Here is a 20,401-nt window from a genome sequence, read left to right on the forward strand (position 1 = left end):
ATATCCAACCAGTGTTAACAATTTGGAGACAAGGATGCAGCTCTTATGCTCAGAGGAATAAATGCAGCACTACCTGCCCGACAGCAGAAGACAACCAGAGCATATGTAGCAGCAATTTAGACTCATTATCCCTTATTGGTTACATTGCGGCAAGGCCAGCAGTGAAGCGGGAGTTGGCCCACGAAACATTGCCAAGGCATAATTTGACCAACAGAGAATGCATCGATTGCAATTGATACTTAGGCTGGTTTTAAGCAATAGCCAGTCAAGTGACAGGGAAATCAAAATCCCGTTGGCAGAACTTTTGGCTCCTGCGCTGACGGGGAATTAATCTGGCCAAAATGGCGCTTCCACGCCGATCGCAGCCCATCAAAAAAGGGGGCTCATTGAGCCCCCTTGCTAAATGGATCACAAGATCCGGACGATCACTCCTTAATCCGTGCTACAGCCTTCTGAGCTGAAGCCTGAATCGAGTCGCGGAGGGGCACGTAGCCGAGGTCGTCGGCAATGGCCTGGGCCTTGTCACTCAGGATGAAGGTCGCCATTTCACGCAGGGACTCTGCCTTGGCCCCATTCCCCTTGGCGTAGAAGAGGAGATAGGTAAGCGTGGCGATCGGATAAGCACCCTTGGCGGATGGGTTGGGATTGCCACCAGCCAAGTTCTTATCAAGCTTGATGTCAGCCAGAGCCTTGGCACCGGCGGCAGCAGTGGGAAGAGTGAATTCACCCGCCTTGTTCTGTACGGCAGCGGCCTTCAGTTTGCCCTTCACGAAGGCCTGGTTCAAGTATCCAATGGAGCCCTCCGTGGTATTCATCGTACCGGCAACACCGTCGTTACCCTTGCCACCCACACCCACTTTCCAGTTCACGGACTTGCCGTTACCGATAGTCCATTCTTTCGAGAACGACTGCAGGGATTCGGTGAAAGCCGCGGTGGTGCCAGAGCCGTCGGAACGGTGCACCACGGTGATCTTGCCATCAGCGCATCCGAGCTGCTTCCAGTTGTTGATCGACCCCATGAAGATCGAAACAACCTGCTTCTGGGTGAGCTTCAGGGAGCAGCCAGACTTGTTGTAGGCCACAGCAATTGAGCCGCCCACGGTGGGGATCTGAACCACGCCGCGTGACACGCTCTTGATATCCTTTTCGCTGATCGGGTCATCGCTGGCACCGAAAGCAACGGTTTCGTTGATGAATGCCTTGCGGCCACCACCAGAGCCAATGGCCTGATAATTCACCTTGGGGCCACCCGATTTGGCCAGCATGGAAAACCAGCGGGAATAAATCGCATCAGGGAACGTGGCACCGGCACCAGCCAAGCGCACGGCAGCCTGGGAAGCCGCTCCGCCGATGAGCCCAGCAAAGACCAGAGTAGTAAAAGATCGCTTCAGGAAAGTCATTAAGTAGAAGACAGTTCCGAAAAAATATTAGCAACCCACCTCCCTGGCTAACGTTATGAGGCCATTAAGGGGCGGCAAAGCAATGGGTGATGATCGCCCTGAATAGGCAAACGCCAACTACAAAAAAGCCTCCCCGAAATGGGGAGGCTTGGGAAGTGTGAGATAGGCAGCAGAGGACTGCGTGAGGAGCTAAGAAGCTAACCAGGGATCAGAAGCGGAACGTGGTTTGAATCACGCCACCCCAGGTGTAAGAGCCTGCGTTGCGCTGATAATCGTTAACCCAGAAAATAGCTGGAGTAACGGAAATATTGTCGGAGACTTGATACTTGTAGAAAAACTCGTACATCATGGACTGGGAGCTTGCCACGTTCGTGTCGGTCGAGAAGGGTGCTTGGCCGAAGGCAAAGCCCGCGTTGTTGCCCTTCAGGAACACATCCTTCCACTGCAAACCAACCATCCAGGATTGGGTGGTGATTGTTGTAGTCGAGGTTGCACTGGCGATTCCGGTACCACCATCGTAATAACCGTAGCCAGCGCTGATCGAAGGAACCCAGCCGGAATCTAGGGGCTCCCAGAAGCCAGCAATGGAGACACCATTAAGACTCTTGCCGCTGACTACGACGGAATTGGCCAGGTTGGCATCCCTCAGAGCGGAGTTAGCCGAACCATAACGATAGGCAATCGCAGCACCGTAGTTGGGGCCGCGCACACCAAACTGGGTTAAGAAGTTGATACCGCTATCGGAATCGAAGGCGCCAATAGTGGAATTGTCGAAGCTGCTTTGAGCAACGTAGTTTGCGTCAAAGACGAGGAAGGGCTTGCCCTTGGCTACTTTCTGCTTCCAGTTGAAGCCGAAGCCAGCACCGGTTGCCTTGTTATAGGTACCGGAGACACCAGCCAGATTAAAGAAGTCGAGAATGTCGGCCTTGTAGGCGCTGGGGATGAAGGTAAGGATCTCAGTGTTACGCACCAGAGCACCGGCGGTAAGCTTGATCTCATCGCCCACAGGGAAGGTGTAGAAGAGGCGATCGATCCAGACGTTGCTGCTGGTACCTGTTCCCTGAGATTGCTCAGCCTTATCAAGCTTGAATACCTGACTGCCGCTACCGAAGGGCAGGCTGCTGAAGTTACCGCTTCTCAGGCGGGTGCGCAGCAGATCCTTGCCGCTGAAACTGGTATCAAACGCTAGACGAGCGTCGTAATTGAATGTTGTGGCATTGGGCTTTGATCCGCGTGTTGCCGCAATTCCACCAATACAATTACGATCACCTGGAGTGCAGGACTCAATGCGCTGGTTCGCGCCCGTGCCAGTTAGTCTGGTACCACTATTACGAACCGCAGCGGTCGCACCAGCGTTGGAGTTGAAGTTCGGGGCGCCCGCGATCACGAAGCTCACCTCACCACGCAGCTTGGTGGTAGTGGAGAACTGCTGGGCCTGGAGCTGGCCAACCTTCGACTCGAGGCCGTCCACCCGGGAGGTGAGCACGGTGAGCTCGGAGTCAAACTCGTTGAGCAGCTTTTGCAGCTCGTCGGTCACCTCGGAGATGCGGTCGAGGCAAGCGTTCAGCAAGGCGGCCGCTTCATAGCGGGTCATGGCGTTACCGCCCTTAAACTTGCCGTTGGGATAGCCGGCCACACAGCCGTACTTCTCCACCAAATTGCTCAGTGCCTGATAGGCCCAGTCGGTGGGCTGCACATCAGAGAATTGATTGACGCTGGTCACCTGGTTTTTCGATTCCCAGGCGCGGAAGCGATCAACGTCTTGCTGCTGCATGTAGTCGTTGATGGCGGCCGAGCCGTTCAACGAGGCTACTTCTTGGGCAGAAGCGGCTAGGGGTGCTGAAATGCTGGCGCCGGCAAGAGCCAGCAGCAATTTTTTGGAAAGATTCATCGGGTCCTCACACCGATAGGGGTGACTTCACAGAGGAAGTCGGAGGCAACTTATCGAGCGCGCTTGGCAACTACGAGCAAGCGGACTACATGCATTGGGTGTTCCAGGACACAGCACATGCGGCAAGTCTGATGCTCAGGTGCTGTGGCTAGTCAGTGCCAGGTCTTCAACCCCTAGACGAAGCGGCGACAGCCCGCTTTAACCTGTCCTTCAGTAAACACCAAGGGCGCCACAGCCGCGGTCGCGGCAGCAACGCCCGCCAGAGAGATTGCCGCCGCCTGCTCGGCAGTACATCGCAGACCAGCTCGCGCCACTGCTCCCAGCAATGGCGTTGATGCTGCACCAGCAGCCACTCCAGCTGGGGCAGCACCTCCTCCAACCGACCTGGTACCTGATCGTTGATGGCGCACTGCAGCACCTGCAGATCGTTGAATTCACCGAGCAGCTCTTGCCCCTGCTTAAGGCGGTCGATGCAGACGGCAGTTTGAACGCCCTCCAGCGCGGAGAGATTTTCCAGGCGATAGCGAGCCTGCTTGATCTGCCGCCGCAGCTCGTGCAGCACCTCCACCTCGCCCTCAGGGCTACTGACCTGCCAGCCCGGATGGAGAAACACGCTGGCCAGGCAGGGCCCCTGCCATTCGATCAGCCACTCCCGGACCGGCTGATCCCCCAACAACGTGTATTGCGGCTGCTTCAACCAGAGCTGCAACTGGGCCAATCCCTCCAAATAGGAGCGGCTCTGCAGCACCTCCACCACATGGCCGTAGGCCAACTGCCGCTCCCGGCGCAGTTGCTTGAGCACGGGCCGGAGGGCCTTCACCTCGGCCTCCGGCAGCTGGGGCAGGAAGCCCTCTTCCAGGCGCTCCCGCAGCACATCGAGATCCCGGGCCAGACCCAGTCGCCGCACCCATTTAGCCAGGCGCTGGTCATTGATGGCCGAGGGCAGCTGCAGGGCTGGCTCGAACTGGAGCACGGTGGTGCGCAGCCTCCGCATGGTGACCCGCATCTGATGCAACGGTTCGGCACCCTTGCCCTCGGAAACAGGGGTCTGCAACTGCACCAGCTTGGCAACCTGCCCCTGCAGCAGATCCCGGGCAAACCGGCCATTGCTGAGGGGGTGGGAGGTTGCCTGGAACACCATGCCGAGCTCAGCGGAATTCCGGTTTCTTGATGCTGTCGAGACTGCGCTGCAGCGCCTGGCTGGTGGTGAGTCCTACGGGGATATCGCCACCGAAAGCCGTGCCGCTCACTTTTTGATGCAACTTACTTTCCACCAACCTATAGGTACTGGAGGGGATGGGCACAGACCCAGCCTGCTTCACCAGAGTGAGACCATTTTTGATAGTGTAGTTCACAAATTTCTGCAGCTCCGGGCGTTGCCGCAAGGCCTTGTCGTTAACGTAAATAAACAGGGGTCTGGACAGAGGGACATAGGCTTCCTTTTGAACCGTTGCCAGCGAAGGAAGCACAGAACCCTTTGGTCCAACAATACTGAGGGCTTTCAAACGCTTGGCATTGGCCTGGTAGTAAGCAAATCCAAAATAGCCCAAAGCATCTGGATTCTTAGCTACGCAAGCAACTAGTTCATTATCGTTTTCACTGGAAAAATAATCCGACCTTGAATTATCTTCATCGCCATTTATGGCCTTATTGAAATAATCATAAGTACCAGAGTCCTTGCCAGGGCCACACAGTCGAATCGGCCGGTTGGGCCAATCTAGGTTGACCTGACTCCAGGTTTTCACCGATCCAGCCGCCCGCGCACTCCAGATGCGCGCGAGCTCCCGGGTGGTGATGCTGGAAGCCCAGGTGTTGCCGGGGTTCACCACCACAGTGATCGCATCAAAGCCGATCGGCAGCTCCAGGAAGGTCACCCCGTTGGCCGCGCAGGCCTTGAGCTCCTTGGCATTGATCGGACGCGAGGCGTTGGCCAGGGGCAACTTTCCGCTGCAGAACTGCCGAAATCCCGCCGAGGTGCCGGTTTCCTTGAGCTCAAAGCGCACCTGGCGATTGGCGCCGCCCTTCTGATAGGCAGCGATCGCCGTCTTCATCACCGGGAACACCGTGCTCGAACCGCCGATGCGGATCGGCTCCGGTGCTGCAAGAGCGCCCACCGGCAGGAGGGACACCATCGGGGCAAGCCAGGCAAGGCGCAAGGTAGGGCGCATAACGGTCACAACCACAACAGAACTCTGGGCGATCCGAGGGCTTATGGGGGTTAAGGCCAGGTTGTGGCTTCAGCGCGGTGCCGTCCAATCCGCAAACCAACCACGGCGCCACAGCCAGTAGGTCTGGATCACGGCCACGATTGACATCAACAGCAGACAGTAGAAGTAGCCAAGATGCCAACGCAGCTCAGGCATGTTGGCGAAGTTCATGCCATAGATCCCGGCGATGAAGGTGAGCGGCGCGAAGATGCTGGTGAGGATGGTAAGGGTTTTCATCACCTGGTTCATCCTGTTGCCCACACTGGCCGCATAGGCCTGGGTGATGGCATCACATTGGTGGCGCAACAACTCACAGTTTTCAAACAGCAACTCCACCAGATCTGCCATCTCCTGAAAGCCAACCAGGGCATCGGCTCCTAGTAGCTGCTGCCTTTGGCGCAGCAGCACCCGGATCTGGTGGCGCAGGGGCCACACCTGGTTGCGAATCGTGCGCAGGTTGCTGCGATGCACAAAAGCCCGGGCCAATAGCTTCGGCTTGGGGTCCCGCAAGGCAGCTTCCTCCAGATCGTCGAGGCGATTGGCGATCTGCTCAAGCATGGGGAAAAGGGCATCGAGCAACTCATCCACCAGGAAGTGGAGAATGTCATCTAGGTCGCGATGTTCCACCGCACCCACCCTGGATTCCAGCCAAGCGGTGAGCTCCGGAAACGACTCCCCCGCCGGCGCCTCCTCAAAGGTGACCAGTAGGTTGGGCAGCAGCAGCAGACCCACCTGGGAGCTGAGTAGGTGCAATGGATCACGCGCAAAGCTGAGCCGATGCAGCACCACAATCACGGCTTCCCCTAGTCCGTCAACCCGCGAGCGCTGGGGCACCTCCAGCAGGGGAGGCAGCAACATGCGAGGCACCTGGACTATGTCGAGCATGGCCTCGACTGCCCCTGGATCCCCAAGGCCCATCACCCTCAGCCAGATGGGATATCCGAGCGCCTGCAGAGGCAAAAGTTCAGCAGGATTGTGCAGGGATATCAGCCGGGGGCCGTCTGGCTCAAACAACACGGCACTGAAGCAACTGCGGTGCCGCCCGCCAGAGACGTAGAGGTGGACTGGCAAATTGGCCGGCCGCTCCTCCAGGAGGTGGGAATTCAGAGCACCAGGGGTGGGGCGCAGCACGTTGGGGTCAGTTCAGGAGCCTGCCAGCGGATCAAGAGTTGGCCACCGGCAACGATGCTGGCCTGGATCAGCAGACACATCACCACTTGAGGCCACCAACCACCCGTGGACTGATCCATGAGAGCGCAGATCGGATGATTTGGCATGTTGCGGCCGCGGACCTGATGCCGCATGTGCTCCTGACGACACCGAAGCGCCCTTCAACACTCCTTAATCCAACCCCTTGTAAATTAACCGGAGTTCAAGATTTTAAAGTGTCCAGTGCAGGGCCCCGGCCCACCCCATCCGATCCGCAAGCTATAGCCAATGGCCTGAGCTCCCCCATGGAGCCCCATTCCACCTACCGGGGCTCCGATTGGACTCCTCAGCGTTTGATGTTCCACCAGAACCTCGAATCATTTGCCGAGAGGGTCGGACTTGTGGTGGGCTTGCAAAGCAATGGCAAGATGAGTCAGGAGCAGGCCTACGCCGAAATCCGCCGCATCTGGAAGGATCTCAAGGACAGCAAAGACACCCTGCTCGATCTCCCGAAGCAAGGCTGATCACTAAGCATTAATACTGCTCCCCAGGTACTGGCGCTGCAGCTTGCTTTCCTTAGGGTGTAAGTATCGATTTTGGTCTGGCTTGGATCCTGTCTCCCAGTTTCCCCTGGTGTTCCACGACCAGCAAGCGGTGGTGGATTTGGATCCCCAGGCCCTAGCGAGCAAGCTGGCCCAGCACTTTCCTGTAAAAGATTTTGCCCCTTGCAACCCCTTGCTCAACCCGTTTCAGCACCGGGCCAGCACTGCCGTAGCGGGAGACCTCACCCTCACCTGTGGATATACAAGCCCTATCCATGGCTGCATCGGCGATAACCCCGGCGTAGGCGCAATCAACATCTGCTATCAGGGGGAGTCTTCCTACCAAGTGGATGGGAACACTTTCCACATTCACGCTGAAGCACCCCTCTATTTCAACCCGGGCTTCTCTTACAACTACACCACTGGCCACTACAACGGGCTGGTGCTTCATGTAGATCTACAGCGATTGCAGGACACGGCCGCTGCCATCGGCGGCATGGGGCTCTCCGGTCGACGCTTTGCCCCCAATCTGCAGCGTCCCCAGGTGCTCTCAATGACCGAGGAGCGGCAAGCCAAATTGCTGCTCACCTTGCGTCGGGCCTTTGCCCTGCTGGATGCGCCGGAGCTTCAAGCCCGTGGCGATCTGGAGGTGCTGCAGCTCGACGACCTCATTTATCGCATCCTGGCCCTAGCCCTCTGCCCCCAACTCGAGCAGCGGGGTAGCGGGCATGGCGAGGGGCTCTCCAGGGAGCTGATCTTCGAAGAATTGCTGGAGTGGATTGGGGCCAATCTGCAATCACCAATCAACCTCACGCAGCTGGAGCAGCGCAGCGGCTATTCGAGGCGCAACCTGCAGCTCGCCTTCAGCCAACGCTTCGGTTGCGGACCAATCCAATGGGTCCGCCGCCAGCGCCTTGCCCTGGCCCGGCAGCACCTGCTCAACCCCTCGCCGAGCGACAGCGTTGCCGGCATCTCCTCAAAACTGGGCTTTAGCAACCTCTCCGCCTTCAGCCGCGACTTCCACAACACCTATGGCATTCGCCCCTCAGAGATGTTGCGTGAAGGGCGGCGCCTACACGGCTAGCCCTTCAGCCCGGGGATAAAACGCCGCTCGTGCTGGGCACCGGTGAGCATGCGATTCCAATAAAGCCCAGGCAACAGCTTGCGTTTGATCCACCACATGCTCCAGCGCTCCTTAGTGGGGTCGAGCGGGAAGGAGGGGACCGGCTGCTGCTCATAGTTGAACTCAGCCATGATCGCCTTGCCGTAGCCGGTGATCAGGGGGCAGCAGCTGTAACCGTCGTAGGCCGCCGCTAAGGGCTGGCCATCGAGCAGGGCCAGCAGGTTGGCCACCAGCACCGGCGCCTGGCCGCGCACCGCCGCGGCCGTCTTGGAGTTCGGCATGCCACTTACATCGCCGAGCGAAAACACGTTGGCGTAGCGGGTGTGCTGCAGGCTGAACTTGTCGACCTCTACGAAGCCGCTCGCCGCTGCCAGCGGGCTATCTGCCACCACCTGGGGGGCAGCCATCGGCGGCGTCACGTGCAGCATCCCGTAACCGATCACTTCTTCGCGGCTGGTTTCGCCATCACTCACCTTGAACACCGCCTCCCGGCTCTGGGGACGCACCTCCGTAAGCACGTGGTTGTAACGGGCATCAATACCCTTGCGCTTCACCACCTCCCGCAGCGGTGCGGCATATACGGGCACCCCGAAGATGCCAGGGGTGGCGGTGGCATAGATCACCTTTGCCGCCAGTCGCTTCTTGGCAACAACATCGGCAGCCAGATAGGCGATCTTCTGGGGCGCCCCCGGACACTTGATCGGCATCGGCGCACAAGTAAACACGGCGTTGCCGGCCGCCCCCTGGCCGCCCTTGAAGGCCTGGAGCGTGTCCCAGGTGTAGGCGGCGTGGTGCTGGCTGTAGTTGCTGCACACCCCGCCCTGGCCGAGGGCCTCGGGCAGTCCCTTGATCTTCTCCCAGCAGAGCTGCAGGCCGGTGGCCACCACCAGCACGTCGTAGCTGAGGCTCTGGCCGCTGGCCGTGCTCACCAGGTTGCGATCCGGATCGAAACCAGCCACCGCATCGCGGATCCAAGTCACCCCCGCTGGGATGAGATCGGCCTCAGCGCGGCGAGTCTCCTCAAGGCCGAACACACCTGCACCCACCAGGGTCCAGCCCGGTTGGTAGTAGTGATAGCTGGAGGGCTCGAGAATCGTGACCGCAAGGGCCGGACGGGCCCGTTTCAGCTGGGCGGCGGCGGTGATGCCGGCGGCGCCGCCGCCGACAATCAAAATTTGGTGGTGGGCCATAAAAAGGGCCGCTGGTGGGGCAGCGGCTGGATGCCATTCCTCCCGCTCTAGACGGGAAGCGTCAAATCGACAAGCCCGAAGGGTTCACACCGCTAAGGATTCACACCGCTTCGGTCACCTCCCGTTTGAGCAGGGCGTAGAGATAGTCGGGTGCCTTGTAGCGGGTGGGTAGACAGGAGTGGAGCAGGCTGAGTCGGTCCCAGGCCACGGTGCGCTTGATCGCCTCCAAGCTGCGCCCTTCCCGGATAAGTAGCCGCAGGGCCTTGCAGCAGCCGGAGTAACCAGCTTCCAATTCTCCGATCGTGGGTTTGGGGGCAACGGTCATGCTGGGAAAGTTCGGAAGGAAGCCCGCCGGCGAGCTAAATACAACGCTAAACAGAGGACTGTGTGCCCGCGGCAACAATGCCGTGAAGACACGAATCCTTACCAGTTCCAACTCAACCGATCCCACGCCATGCCATGCCAAGCCAGCAGCTGAGCCTGCGTCAACCCGATGACTGGCATGTGCATCTGCGCGATGGCTCCATGCTCCAGGCCGTCGCCCTGGCTACGGCCCGCCAGTTCGCCCGGGCGATCGTGATGCCAAATCTGAACCCGCCGGTAACCACGGCGGCGGCAGCCGAGGCCTATCGCCGCCGCATCCGCGAAGCCTTGCCCGACGGCAGTCGCTTCGAACCACTGCTGACGGCATACCTCACCAATGCCATCGATCCCGCCGAGATCGAACGGGGCTTCAACGCTGGCGCCTGGGTGGCCTGCAAGCTCTACCCGGCAAATGCCACCACCAATTCCGCCGCCGGCGTCAGCTCAATCGAGGCGATAACGCCCGTGCTCGACGCCCTGGAGCGCATCGGCATGCCCCTGCTGATCCACGGCGAAGTAACCAGCGCCGATATCGACATTTTTGATCGAGAGGCGGTATTCATCGAGCGCCACCTGGAGCCCCTACTGGGGCGCCACCCCGGCCTGAAGGTGGTGCTTGAGCACATCACCACCAGTGATGCGGTTGATTTTGTGCGTAGCGGGCCGGCCAACCTGGCGGCCACGATCACGCCCCACCACCTGCACATCAACCGCAACGCTCTATTTGCCGGCGGCCTGCGGCCCGACTTCTACTGCCTGCCTGTGGCCAAACGGGAATTGCACCGCATCGCCCTGCGGGCCGCCGCCACCTCCGGCAACCCGAAGTTCTTCCTGGGCACCGATTCCGCACCCCACGCCCGCACTGCCAAGGAAGCGGCCTGCGGCTGCGCTGGCATTTTCAATGCCCCATTTGCGTTGGAGAGCTACGCGGCGGTGTTTGAGCAGGAGAATGCCCTTGAGAGGCTGGAGGCCTTCGCCTCGGAGTTTGGGCCCCGGTTTTACGGGCTACCGCTCAACGAGGCCACGGTCACCCTGGAGCGGCAGCCCCTGGAGGTGCCCAGCCGGCTCCACCTCAATGATGCGGCCGGCACCGCCGTCGAACTGGTGCCCTTCCATGCTGGAGAAACCCTGCCCTGGAGATTGTTGCTGCCCTGAAAATCCGGCTTTAGAGAGGCTTTGTTGGCGCCGAAGGTGGTGCCCAGGAAAAACTGAAGGCCGAGCAGCTGCCGGCAGTTTTAAGGCAAGACTTGCAACGCTATGCCCAATAAAGGCCTGCACCCGATCGCATGACCCACGCCCTGGTGGTGAACACGGGCAGCTCCAGCGTCAAGCTGGCCCTCTGCGATGCGAGCGGCCGCCGGCTCTGGCAGGAGCAGCGCAGCTGGGGGCTTCCCCAGGCGGATTCGGGCAGCCAGCCGCTGGTTGAACTTCTGGAGCAGTGGCTCTCCCCCCTGCTCGCAGCCCTTGAGCCCCTACCCCAGCTTGTAATTCACCGGATCGTGCACGGTGGTGCCCACTTCAGCGCTCCCACCCTGCTAACCCCGCAGGTGCTGGCGGAGCTAGCAAACCTGGTGCCCCTGGCCCCACTGCACAACGGTCCAGCGCTGGAGGCCATCAACTGGCTGCAGGGCCAGCTGGAGGGCCAGGTGGAGGGAAGCGCCATCCAGCAGTGGGCCTGCTTCGACACCGCCTTCCACGCCAGTCTCAGCGAAGCCGCCTCCACCTACGCCATCCCGGCAACCTGGCGCCAGCAGGGCCTGCGCCGCTTTGGCTTCCACGGCCTCAACCACCAGCACGTGGGCGAAACGGTCGCGGCCCGAGATCCAGACATCCGCCGCCTGATCAGCTGCCAGCTCGGCGCCGGCTGCTCCCTCTGCGCGATCGAAATCGATCCCCAGGGCCAGCCGCGCAGCGTCGACACCACGATGGGCTTCACGCCGCTCGAGGGACTGGTGATGGCCAGCCGCAGCGGCAGCATCGATCCAGGGCTGCTGCTGCAGCTAATGCGCCAGGGAATTGGCGTCTCCGAACTGGATACGGCCCTTAACCGCCAGAGCGGCCTGCTGGGGCTATCCGAGCTCAGCGGAGACATGCGGGAGCTGCGCCTCCAGGCTGGCGAGGGGCACCGCGGCGCCCAGCTGGCAATCGCGGTGTTCCGCCACCGGCTACTGCAAGGGATTGGGGCCATGGCAGCCAGCCTGGGTGGAGTGGAGGCCATCGCCCTCAGCGGCGGCATCGGCGAACACGACGACGCCCTCGCCACCGAACTGGAGCAGGCCCTGGCCTGGTTGCCGGGGCTGCGCTGGCTGCGGGTGGCCGCCGATGAGGAAGGGTTGATGGTGCGGCTGATTGCAAAGAGCTGTGTCACCAGCCGGCGGACAGGCCAACGGCTGGCTTAACAACGAGCCCTAACAGCCTGCGGGCGATGGGCTTCTTCGTCAAACTCACCGACGCCATCGCCGACCGCCAGTCGCTGCTGGTGACCGGGCTTGATCCCAACCCGGAGATGCTGCAGAGCTGGGCAGCGCGGCGGGGCCAGGCGGGCCGCTCCTTCCTCAGCCAGGCCCGCCACTGGATCAAGGCGGTGATCGAGGCCACAGCGCCCCATGTGTGCGCCTACAAGCCCAGCCTTGGTTTTTATCAGGCCCTTGGGCCGGTGGGACTGGAGCTGCTGCTGGAGGTTCGCGACCTGGTGCCCCGCGATCTCCCCCTGATCATCGACGCCAAACACGGCGATCTCAACTCCTCCTCGGCCCTGGCCCACTACCTGTTCAAGGACCTGGGCGCCGATGCGGTGACCCTCTCCCCCCTTGCCGGCCAAGACATCGCAGCCCCCTTCCTGCTCTATCCAGACAAGGCCGTGGTGATGACCTGCCACAGCTCAAACCAGGCGGCGCGCCAGATCCAGCACTACCCAAATGAGGAGACACCTCTATACCTGCAGATTGTGCGCGAGACCCAGCTGTGGGCCACCCCCGACCAGCTGTTGCTGGAGGTGGGAACCAGTGATCCGCAAATCCTGGCGCGGGTGCGGGCCGAAGCCCCGGAGCGCTTCTTGATCCTGCGCAGCCTCTGGGGGGAAGAGGAAAAGCTCGACGCCATGCTGCAGGCCGGCTTGGGGGCCGCCGCCGATGGGCTGCTGCTGCCCCTCCCTCAAAACCTGCTGGTCGAAGACGACATGGCCAGCCGAGCCGAGGCGCTCAAACAGCAGATCACGGCCAAGCGGCAACAGTGGTTGGAAAATCACGACAAGGGCAACCCGGATACCTGTGCTCTCTGGCTACCTGAGAAGCAACCAAGCGCCGACCCGCTCGAGAGCCTGATTGTTGATCTGTTCGACATCGGCTGCCTGCTATTCGGCGATTACGTACAAGCCTCGGGTGCGGTCTTCAACTACTACGTCGATCTGCGCCAGATCATCTCCGACCCAAACCTGTTCCACCGAGTGCTCCACGCCTATGCCGGCAAGCTGCAGGGCCTCGAATTTGACCGCATCGCCGGCATCCCCTACGGCTCCCTGCCCACCGCCACTGGGCTTTCGCTGCAACTGCACAAGCCGCTGATCTATCCCCGCAAAGAGGTGAAGGCCCATGGCGCCCGGCGCCTGATCGAGGGCGACTTTGAGGAGGGCGACCGGGTGGTGGTGGTAGACGACATCTTGATCACAGGCGGCAGCGTCCTGGAGGGCATCGGCAAGCTGGAGAGCTCGGGCCTGACGGTGCAAGACGTGGTGGTGTTCATCGACCATGGCGGCGACCATGATCGCCGCGCCCGGGAGCGGCTGGCGGCGGCGGGCTACAGCTGCCATTCAGTACTGGACATCGCCCAGATCACCGCTGTGCTGCAGCGAGCCGGCCGCCTCAGCGAAGCCCAGGCCGCGAGCCTCGGATCGAGTCACGACGACTCAGTCCAGTCGTGATCGCACCCCTCTTTGCCCAGGCACCCCTCTTTGCCCAGGCACCAGGTCTCGATGGGGTGCCCTTGGAGGGCCAGCTGCTGTTCATCGGCCTGCTGTTTTTAGGCACGTTGGCGATCAGCCGGTTCTCGGTCCAGATCGGGATCCCGGCGATTCTCGGGGTGCTGCTGCTGGGCCTAGCGATCAACATCCAAAGCCTCAACGTCACCCATGAACAGGCCGAAAGCCTGCATGTATTCGCACTAGCCCTGCTGCTTTTTTATGCGGGGCTGAAAACGGATATCAAAACTATCCGAGGTTTTTTGGAATATGGCCTGGCCCTCGCGGTAGGGGGGGTGACGATTGCCACGGGTCTACTGGCCGCCCTGATCTGGCTACTTTCTTCCGCTGGTGGAAACCAACTAGCGCCAGGACTCAGCAACGCCATGCCCCTGGGTGCTGCCCTGCTGATTGCCGCCTGCCTGGGCTCCACCGATGCCGGAGCCACCATCAACGTGCTGGGTTCGGTGCGGCACCTGGTGCCAGAACGGCTCAAGCACCTGCTCGAATTCGAATCCTCGGTCAATGACCCAACGGCCCTGCTGATATTTGGCTTGATCGTGGGGCTGTTCAGCACCTCCAGCTCCGGGGTCAGCCTCGAGCAAGCGGCACCTGTTGGGGTGATGCTGAACGGCCTGCGCAACTTCGTGCAACAGGTAGGCGGCGGCCTAGTCATAGGGGCACTATTTGGCTATGTGGCCAAATTCGTGATCAATGAGCTGGCCCACGACAAATCCCAGCTACTGATTGTGGCCATGTCTATTGCCTTTATAGACTATGGCTGCAGCCACTTTCTAGGCGGATCCGGATTCATTTCGGTGTACATCACTGGGGTAATGATGACCAACATGATCTACCGCCAAGCCGATATCAACCATGAATCGATTCAGGAGGTGCTACTGCCTTTCAATACAATGGCTGAGATTTGTATCTTTTTAATATTTGGTCTACTGGTGAATCCAAGCAGCCTGGTTCCCGCCCTGCCTGTTGGCTTGATAACCGCCGCGGTGCTGATGCTGGTGGTGCGACCAATAAGCGTCTTGGTGTTCCAACCCCTCTCCCCCTTCCGCTGGAAAGACAGCGTGCTGGTGTCTTGGTGTGGCCTAAGGGGGGCAGTGCCTTTGGCCCTCTCTTACAGCGCTGTCGATCAGATCGGTCACCTACGCGGTGTCGACCCAGGCTCCGTCGTTGCCCTAGCCCACAACGCCCAAAGCATCGTGTTCGTTGTGGTGCTGATCAACCTGCTAGCCCAAGGCCTCACCTTGCCGCGGCTCTGCCGCCGGCTCAACCTGATCTCGGCGCCACTTGAAGCCGTAGGGTAATTAGTGCGTCTTTGCAACTCCTGGACGCCCACCCGTGCGATGAGCAGCAGTCAGGGACTCACCATCGGGGAACTCGAAGCCAATTATTCGCTTTATTGCAAGGCCCTGAGGCTGCTCTTAAAGGAAGGAAAAACCGTAGCCGCCATTCAGCGCACCGTCTGTTGGAGCCGTTTGGAGCAACTGCATATCTGCCTGCCTAGTCGCTATAAAGCGCCTGACTATCTATGCGTTGTGCTGAAGCGCGATCTCGGCTGATCATTCATCCCGGCCCGAGCAGCACAAAGCTAAGGCTCCCATGAAATCGATCTCAGATCCCTTTCTGCGCCGGCCCGTGCTCACCCTGGTGGTGAGCCTGCTGGTGCTGTTGATAGGGCTGGTGTGTTTACCGCTGCTGCAGGTGGAAAACCTGCCCCCGATTGCTCCGGGCCGAGTCACGGTGCGGGCCAATTACCCAGGCGCCGGACCAGAGGTGGTGGAGCAGGGGGTCACCGCCCTGCTGGAGCAACAGCTCAACGGCCTCGAGCGGCTAGACAGCATCCGCTCCACCAGCTCAGCCAACGGCAGCTCCATCACCCTGGGATTCGAGGGCGGCGACCCCGAGCTCAACCAGATCAACACCCAGAACGAAGTGGCGGTGATAACCCGCCAGCTGCCGGCACCGGTGGCGCGCTTCGGGGTGCAGGTGCGGCGCAGCTCCGACGACCTGCTGATGGTGCTGAGCTTCAGTGCCGATCCCAAGCTCTATGGCGAAACCTTTTTGAGCGGTTGGCTCGATCAGGTGGTGAAAGAGAGGCTGCAGCGGGTGCCTGGAGTGGGCAACGTCACCCTTTCAGGTGGCAACAGCCTGGCCTTCAGGCTCTGGCTCAACCCGGCCCAACTCGAGGAGCGAGGCCTCACCATTACCGATGTGCGTGCGGCCCTGCAGCAGCAAAACGTGCTGGCTGCCTTGGGCCAAACGGGCGAAGCCCCCAGCCCCAGCGGCCAGGAGCTCACCCTGCCGCTGCGCATGGAGGGGCGCCTGCGCAGTCCGGCGGAATTTGAACAGCTGGTGGTGGCCCGCAGCCCTAATGGCGGCGTCACCCTGCTGCGGGATGTGGGCCGGGTGAGCCTGGGCAGCGAGAGCTACGACACGATCGCCACCAACCTGCAGGGCAGGCCGGCGGTAGCCGTGGTGATCTACCAGCGCGACGGCAGCAACGCCATCACCGTGAGCGAAGCGGTGAATGCAGCCCTAGATGAGCTCGCACCCCAATTTCCGCCAGGGGTGGATCAGCAGCTGATTGTTGATGAGGCCGACTTTGTGCGCGGCAGCATCCAGGGCACCCTCGACAGCTTGCGCGATGCGGTGTTGCTGGTGTTCTTGGTGCTACTTCTTGGTCTTGGCAATAGCCGCCTGGCCCTGATCACAGCTGCAGCGGTGCCAGTGGCCTTGATCGGCTCGTTGAGCTTGCTGAAGCTTGCCGGCCAATCGCTCAACACCCTCACCCTGTTTGGCTTGGTGCTGGCCTCTGGGCTGGTGGTGGACGACGCCATCGTGGTGAGCGAGGACATTGGCCGCCGCCTAGAAGACGGCAAGCCACCCCTACAAGCCGCCCGCGAAGCCATGGCCGAGCTCGGCGGGGCCGTGGTTTCCACCTCTATAGCCCTGGTGGTGGTGTTCATCCCGGTGATTGGCCTGGGGGGCAGCTTGGGCCGGCTGTACGCCCCGATCGCAATCACGATCAGCGGCGCCATCGCCTTCTCCACCCTCAATGCCCTGAGCTTCACGCCGGTGGCCAGCAGCCGACTACTAAACCCCCAGCAACGCGAACCGGCCTGGTTGCTGCGATGGATAGACCCGCCGCGGCGCTGGCTCGAGGGGCTGGAGGTGCCCTACGGGCGCTGGCTGGCCTGGACTATGGAGCGGCGGCGGCTGGTGGTGTCCCTACTGCTGGGCGGCCTACTGATCACGGGATTCGCCCTGCAAGCCCTGCCCAAAGCCTTCATCCCCCAGGAAGACAACGGTCAGCTGCGGGGGGTAGTGATCCTGGCCGATGGCCTAGGGCTGCAGCAGACCCAACGGGTGCTGGAGCAGGTGCGCCAGGTGGTGGCTGAAGAACCCCTGATCACGCGGGCCAACTTTTATGCGGGGCGCTCCTTTGGCGATAGCAGCCCCAACAAGGGCATCTTCTACCTGCGTTTGGCGCCAATCGAGCAGCGCCGCAGCGCCGAGGCAGCTACACGGGCCGTGGGAGAGCGACTCAAGGGCGAATTGCGCCGCCGAATTACCGGTGCAGTGGTGCAGCTCAGCGAGGCCCCCTCCGTGCGGGGGTTCAGTTCAGAAGGAGGGCTCGAGCTGGAACTGCTGGACAACAGCAACGGTCAACTCAGCCTCTCTGACTTCGAGCAGCAAGCCCAGTCCTTCATCCGCGCCGCCCAAGCCACCAATCGCTTTGAACGGGTTTCAACCCGCTTCACCGCCGGTGCCCCCCTGGTGCAGCTGGTGCCAGATCGGCTGCAGATGGCCTCGCTCGGGGTGGATCTCAGCACCGTGGTCGACACCCTCGGAGCCAGCTTCGGCAGTGACTACGTCAATGACAGCTTTGAGAGCGACCAGGTGCGCAAGGTAATCGTGCAGCTTGACGGCGCCTCGCGCCGCAGCGCCGATGACGTGCTCGCTCTACAGGTGAAAACCCGCGATGGCCAGCTGATCCCCCTGGCCCAATTGGTGCGGATCGAACAAAACACTGGCCCAACCTCAATCAACCACACCCGGCTGGTGCGTTCGATCAGCATCCGGGCCCTGACCCGCCCTGGCGTGAGCAGTGGCCAAGCCATGGCCAGCCTGATGGAAGTGCAGCGGCAGCTCGGCGGCAGCACAGAATTGGAATGGGCCGGCCTGGCTCGGGAAGAGTCGCGCGCCGGTGGCGGCAACATTCGGGTGTTTGCCTTGGCAATCCTGGTGATGGTGCTGGTGCTAGCAGCCCTCTACGAAAACTTCGCCGACCCCTTCATCATTCTGGTGACCGTGCCTCTGGCCATGTTGGGAGCGGTCGGCGGCCTGTTGCTGCGGGGCCTGCCCCTGGACGTGTACGGCCAGATGGGCCTGCTGATGCTGGTGAGCCTTACGGCCAAGAACGCCATCCTGATCGTGGAATTCGCCAACCAGCGCATGGCCGAAGGCCTGGATCTAGACACGGCGATCCGCGGAGCGGCTATCGCCCGCCTGCGGCCAATCCTGCTCACCGCCCTCGCCGCCCTTGCAGGAGGCATACCCCTACTCTTCGCCAATGGCTTCGGCTCAGGCGGCAGGGTGAGCATCGGCACGGTGGTGTTCTTTGGGTTGCTGGTGTCTACCTTCCTGGGCCTGTTTGTTGTTCCCGTGATGTATCGCATCATCAAGGGCTGGGAGCGGGGCAACCCTAAGGCTGCTGGCTTTCCTGCACAGTGAGGCGGCTGATCAAAACTCCCATAACTGCTGCCACATAAAAAGTTCCTGCGGTGGCGATGGCCACACTCACCATCTGGGACTGGGGGGTCTGAGGGGTCACATCGCCATATCCCATGGTGGTGAGACTCACAAAGGCGAAGTAATTGAGTCGCACGAAATTGAGGCCCCACACCGGGCTGCTATGGCCCAGATCCTGCGCCGACAGGTTCACGTTGGTGAAGCTGGCCGGATCGATGGTCTCCAGGGCACAACAGAGCAAGCCGGCCGCCAGCCCCAACATCAGGTAACCCGCCAGGGCGCCACGCAACACCACATCCGACACGCGCCGCTCCTGGGCCAGGCCCCGGATCAGGCGAATGGCACTCCAACCACTGAACAGGGCCCAGAGGGCAATCACTGGGATGCCGGTGCTACGCAGCTCCAGGGGGGTGACATACCAGAGCAAGCCCACTGCGATGGCCGCCACCCCTAGCCCCTTGAACAGCCGGCGCGGCACGGTGCCGAACTGCAGGCTGCCGGTGGGATTGCCCAGGCCTCGGATCATCACCAGAGCCAAGAGCAGATAGCCCAGCGAGGAAAAGTTATTCCATGGCTCGGGCAGGGTGAAAGTGACAAGCAACAGCAGGCAGATACTCAGCAGCTGGCCGTAGCTCTGCTGGCGTGGGGTAGATCCCCCATCCATCAATCGAAGCCGAGCAGGTCGAAAATCTCCCGATCCTTGAGGGATTCGGCCTCCAAGGGCTCGACGTCATCGAGCATCCGGCGGGCCAGATTGAGGTATTCCTCCTGCACCGCATCCACTTCCGGTGTGCTTTCCATCTCGAAGATGGTGCACTTCTTGAGACGGGATTTACGAATCGCGTCCACGGTCTTGAAATGGGCCATGGTGCGCAGACCCGTACGGGCATTGAACTTGTCGATTTCGTCTGTCTCCTCAGAGCGGTTGGCAATCACACCACCGAGACGCACCTTGTAATTCTTGGCCTTGGCATTGATGGCCTGCATGATCCGGTTCATCGCGAAGATCGAATCGAAATCATTGGCAGTCACGATCAAGCAGTAGTGGGCGTGCTGAAGCGGTGCTGCAAAGCCACCACACACCACATCTCCCAACACATCAAAGATCACCACATCGGTTTCTTCGAGCAGGTGGTGCTCCTTGAGCAATTTCACCGTCTGGCCTGTGACATATCCACCGCAACCAGTACCCGCCGGCGGACCACCAGACTCAACACACATCACGCCGTTGTAACCCTCAAACACAAAGTCTTCGGGCCGCAATTCTTCAGTATGAAAGTCAACCGTTTCGAGAATATCGATCACGGTGGGCACCATCCTCTTAGTGAGGGTGAAAGTGCTGTCGTGTTTGGGATCGCAACCGATCTGCAACACCCGCTTGCCCAGCTTCGAGAAGGCCGCCGAAAGGTTGGAAGAAGTAGTGGATTTACCGATCCCACCCTTGCCATAAACCGCCAGCACCAAGGCACCCTCCTCGATAGCCATGGTGGGATCAAGGTGTACCTGCACGCTGCCCTCGCCATCGGGCTTGGAAGTGGCTGGAGGATTGAGTGTTGTGGTCATTGGAGTTGGGGAAACAGGAAAGATCGGAACTAAAACTCTTAGCTAAATAATTTAGGACCGTAAGGCTTAGACCTAGGCTCTTGAAATCAGTGGAGGAGCACTAGTGTTGCCACCGAAGCATGGGTCTGCTTATGCCATCCAAACCCTGCACCGCCACACAGCAATGGCTAGCAACGCAAAGCGAAACATCGAAAAAACATTAATGGGGATCCGCACACATATTCATAGGTAAAAAGACTCACCCAACC

Annotated in this window: 18 protein-coding genes; 8 read left to right on the plus strand and 10 right to left on the minus strand. The window is 60.7% G+C overall.

All coding sequences use genetic code 11. The features are described 5' to 3' along the window. Positions 1-425: 425 nt before the first annotated feature. The 6 genes from pstS to KBY99_RS05925 all read right to left on the minus strand — a co-directional run bounded on the left by pstS (position 426) and on the right by KBY99_RS05925 (position 6,748). Positions 426-1,400, minus strand: a complete 975-nt coding sequence (gene pstS / locus KBY99_RS05900) for a phosphate ABC transporter substrate-binding protein PstS (protein ID WP_254997967.1) — start codon at positions 1,398-1,400, stop codon at positions 426-428. Between the two features lie 208 nt (positions 1,401-1,608). Further along, the gene (locus KBY99_RS05905; protein WP_254997969.1) at positions 1,609-3,291 is read right to left on the minus strand and encodes an iron uptake porin; all 1,683 of its coding nucleotides are present in this window, start codon (positions 3,289-3,291) and stop codon (positions 1,609-1,611) included. A 166-nt stretch (positions 3,292-3,457) separates the two neighbouring features. Next, positions 3,458-4,432: a CHAD domain-containing protein gene (locus tag KBY99_RS05910; protein ID WP_254997970.1), complete on the minus strand. Its 975-nt coding sequence runs from the start codon at positions 4,430-4,432 to the stop codon at positions 3,458-3,460. Between the two features lie 7 nt (positions 4,433-4,439). Continuing rightward, positions 4,440-5,423 carry a PstS family phosphate ABC transporter substrate-binding protein gene (locus KBY99_RS05915; protein ID WP_254997973.1) on the minus strand — a complete coding sequence of 328 codons (984 nt, stop codon included), beginning with the start codon at positions 5,421-5,423 and terminating at the stop codon, positions 4,440-4,442. Positions 5,424-5,528: 105 nt separating this feature from the next. Then, the gene (locus KBY99_RS05920; RefSeq protein WP_254993025.1) at positions 5,529-6,629 is read right to left on the minus strand and encodes a magnesium and cobalt transport protein CorA; all 1,101 of its coding nucleotides are present in this window, start codon (positions 6,627-6,629) and stop codon (positions 5,529-5,531) included. Next, a complete protein-coding gene (locus KBY99_RS05925; protein WP_254997974.1) occupies positions 6,602-6,748 on the minus strand; it encodes a hypothetical protein in 147 nt (48 codons plus the stop codon). The genes KBY99_RS05920 and KBY99_RS05925 overlap by 28 nt, the downstream gene beginning before the upstream one ends. 204 nt (positions 6,749-6,952) lie before the next feature. Between KBY99_RS05925 and KBY99_RS05930 the strand changes: the two genes are divergently transcribed. Both KBY99_RS05930 and KBY99_RS05935 read left to right on the plus strand, forming a co-directional pair. Beyond that, a complete protein-coding gene (locus KBY99_RS05930) occupies positions 6,953-7,171 on the plus strand; it encodes a hypothetical protein (RefSeq protein ID WP_254997975.1) in 219 nt (72 codons plus the stop codon). 82 nt (positions 7,172-7,253) lie between these two features. Next, positions 7,254-8,273: a helix-turn-helix transcriptional regulator gene (locus KBY99_RS05935; RefSeq protein WP_254997976.1), complete on the plus strand. Its 1,020-nt coding sequence runs from the start codon at positions 7,254-7,256 to the stop codon at positions 8,271-8,273. Here the strand turns inward: KBY99_RS05935 and KBY99_RS05940 are convergent. Both KBY99_RS05940 and KBY99_RS05945 read right to left on the minus strand, forming a co-directional pair. Further along, a complete protein-coding gene (locus tag KBY99_RS05940; RefSeq protein ID WP_254997977.1) occupies positions 8,270-9,502 on the minus strand; it encodes an FAD/NAD(P)-binding oxidoreductase in 1,233 nt (410 codons plus the stop codon). The genes KBY99_RS05935 and KBY99_RS05940 overlap by 4 nt on opposite strands. Before the next feature lie 100 nt (positions 9,503-9,602). Then, the gene (locus KBY99_RS05945) at positions 9,603-9,827 is read right to left on the minus strand and encodes a DUF3136 domain-containing protein (RefSeq protein ID WP_106501525.1); all 225 of its coding nucleotides are present in this window, start codon (positions 9,825-9,827) and stop codon (positions 9,603-9,605) included. Positions 9,828-9,961: 134 nt separating this feature from the next. Between KBY99_RS05945 and pyrC the strand changes: the two genes are divergently transcribed. From pyrC to KBY99_RS05975, 6 genes are all read left to right on the plus strand, one after another. Beyond that, positions 9,962-11,020, plus strand: a complete 1,059-nt coding sequence (gene pyrC / locus KBY99_RS05950) for a dihydroorotase (RefSeq protein WP_254997978.1) — start codon at positions 9,962-9,964, stop codon at positions 11,018-11,020. Positions 11,021-11,151: 131 nt separating this feature from the next. Beyond that, positions 11,152-12,264: an acetate/propionate family kinase gene (locus tag KBY99_RS05955; protein ID WP_254997981.1), complete on the plus strand. Its 1,113-nt coding sequence runs from the start codon at positions 11,152-11,154 to the stop codon at positions 12,262-12,264. A gap of 26 nt (positions 12,265-12,290) precedes the next feature. Continuing rightward, positions 12,291-13,784, plus strand: coding sequence for a bifunctional orotidine-5'-phosphate decarboxylase/orotate phosphoribosyltransferase (locus KBY99_RS05960; RefSeq protein ID WP_254997983.1), 1,494 nt, complete (start codon positions 12,291-12,293; stop codon positions 13,782-13,784). Beyond that, positions 13,781-15,142: a cation:proton antiporter gene (locus KBY99_RS05965; protein ID WP_254997985.1), complete on the plus strand. Its 1,362-nt coding sequence runs from the start codon at positions 13,781-13,783 to the stop codon at positions 15,140-15,142. The genes KBY99_RS05960 and KBY99_RS05965 overlap by 4 nt, the downstream gene beginning before the upstream one ends. 39 nt (positions 15,143-15,181) lie before the next feature. After that, on the plus strand, positions 15,182-15,397 hold the full coding sequence (locus KBY99_RS05970) for a DUF3136 domain-containing protein (protein ID WP_094561403.1): 216 nt from the start codon (positions 15,182-15,184) through the stop codon (positions 15,395-15,397). A gap of 40 nt (positions 15,398-15,437) precedes the next feature. After that, a complete protein-coding gene (locus KBY99_RS05975; protein ID WP_254997986.1) occupies positions 15,438-18,572 on the plus strand; it encodes an efflux RND transporter permease subunit in 3,135 nt (1,044 codons plus the stop codon). On the opposite strand, the gene KBY99_RS05980 is transcribed toward KBY99_RS05975, so the two are convergent. Together KBY99_RS05980 and bchL are read right to left on the minus strand one after the other, a co-directional pair. Continuing rightward, entirely contained in the window at positions 18,544-19,254 is a 711-nt protein-coding gene (locus KBY99_RS05980) for a potassium channel family protein (RefSeq protein WP_254997988.1), read from the minus strand. The two genes, KBY99_RS05975 and KBY99_RS05980, sit on opposite strands and share 29 nt — an antisense overlap. Next, positions 19,254-20,153, minus strand: a complete 900-nt coding sequence (bchL, locus tag KBY99_RS05985; RefSeq protein WP_254997990.1) for a ferredoxin:protochlorophyllide reductase (ATP-dependent) iron-sulfur ATP-binding protein — start codon at positions 20,151-20,153, stop codon at positions 19,254-19,256. Before bchL ends, KBY99_RS05980 begins: the two co-directional genes overlap by 1 nt. Between the last annotated feature and the right edge of the window lie 248 nt (positions 20,154-20,401).

Origin of the sequence: Cyanobium sp. Maggiore-St4-Cus, assembly GCF_024345615.1 — a bacterium.
GTDB classification, from domain to species: domain Bacteria; phylum Cyanobacteriota; class Cyanobacteriia; order PCC-6307; family Cyanobiaceae; genus Cyanobium_A; species Cyanobium_A usitatum.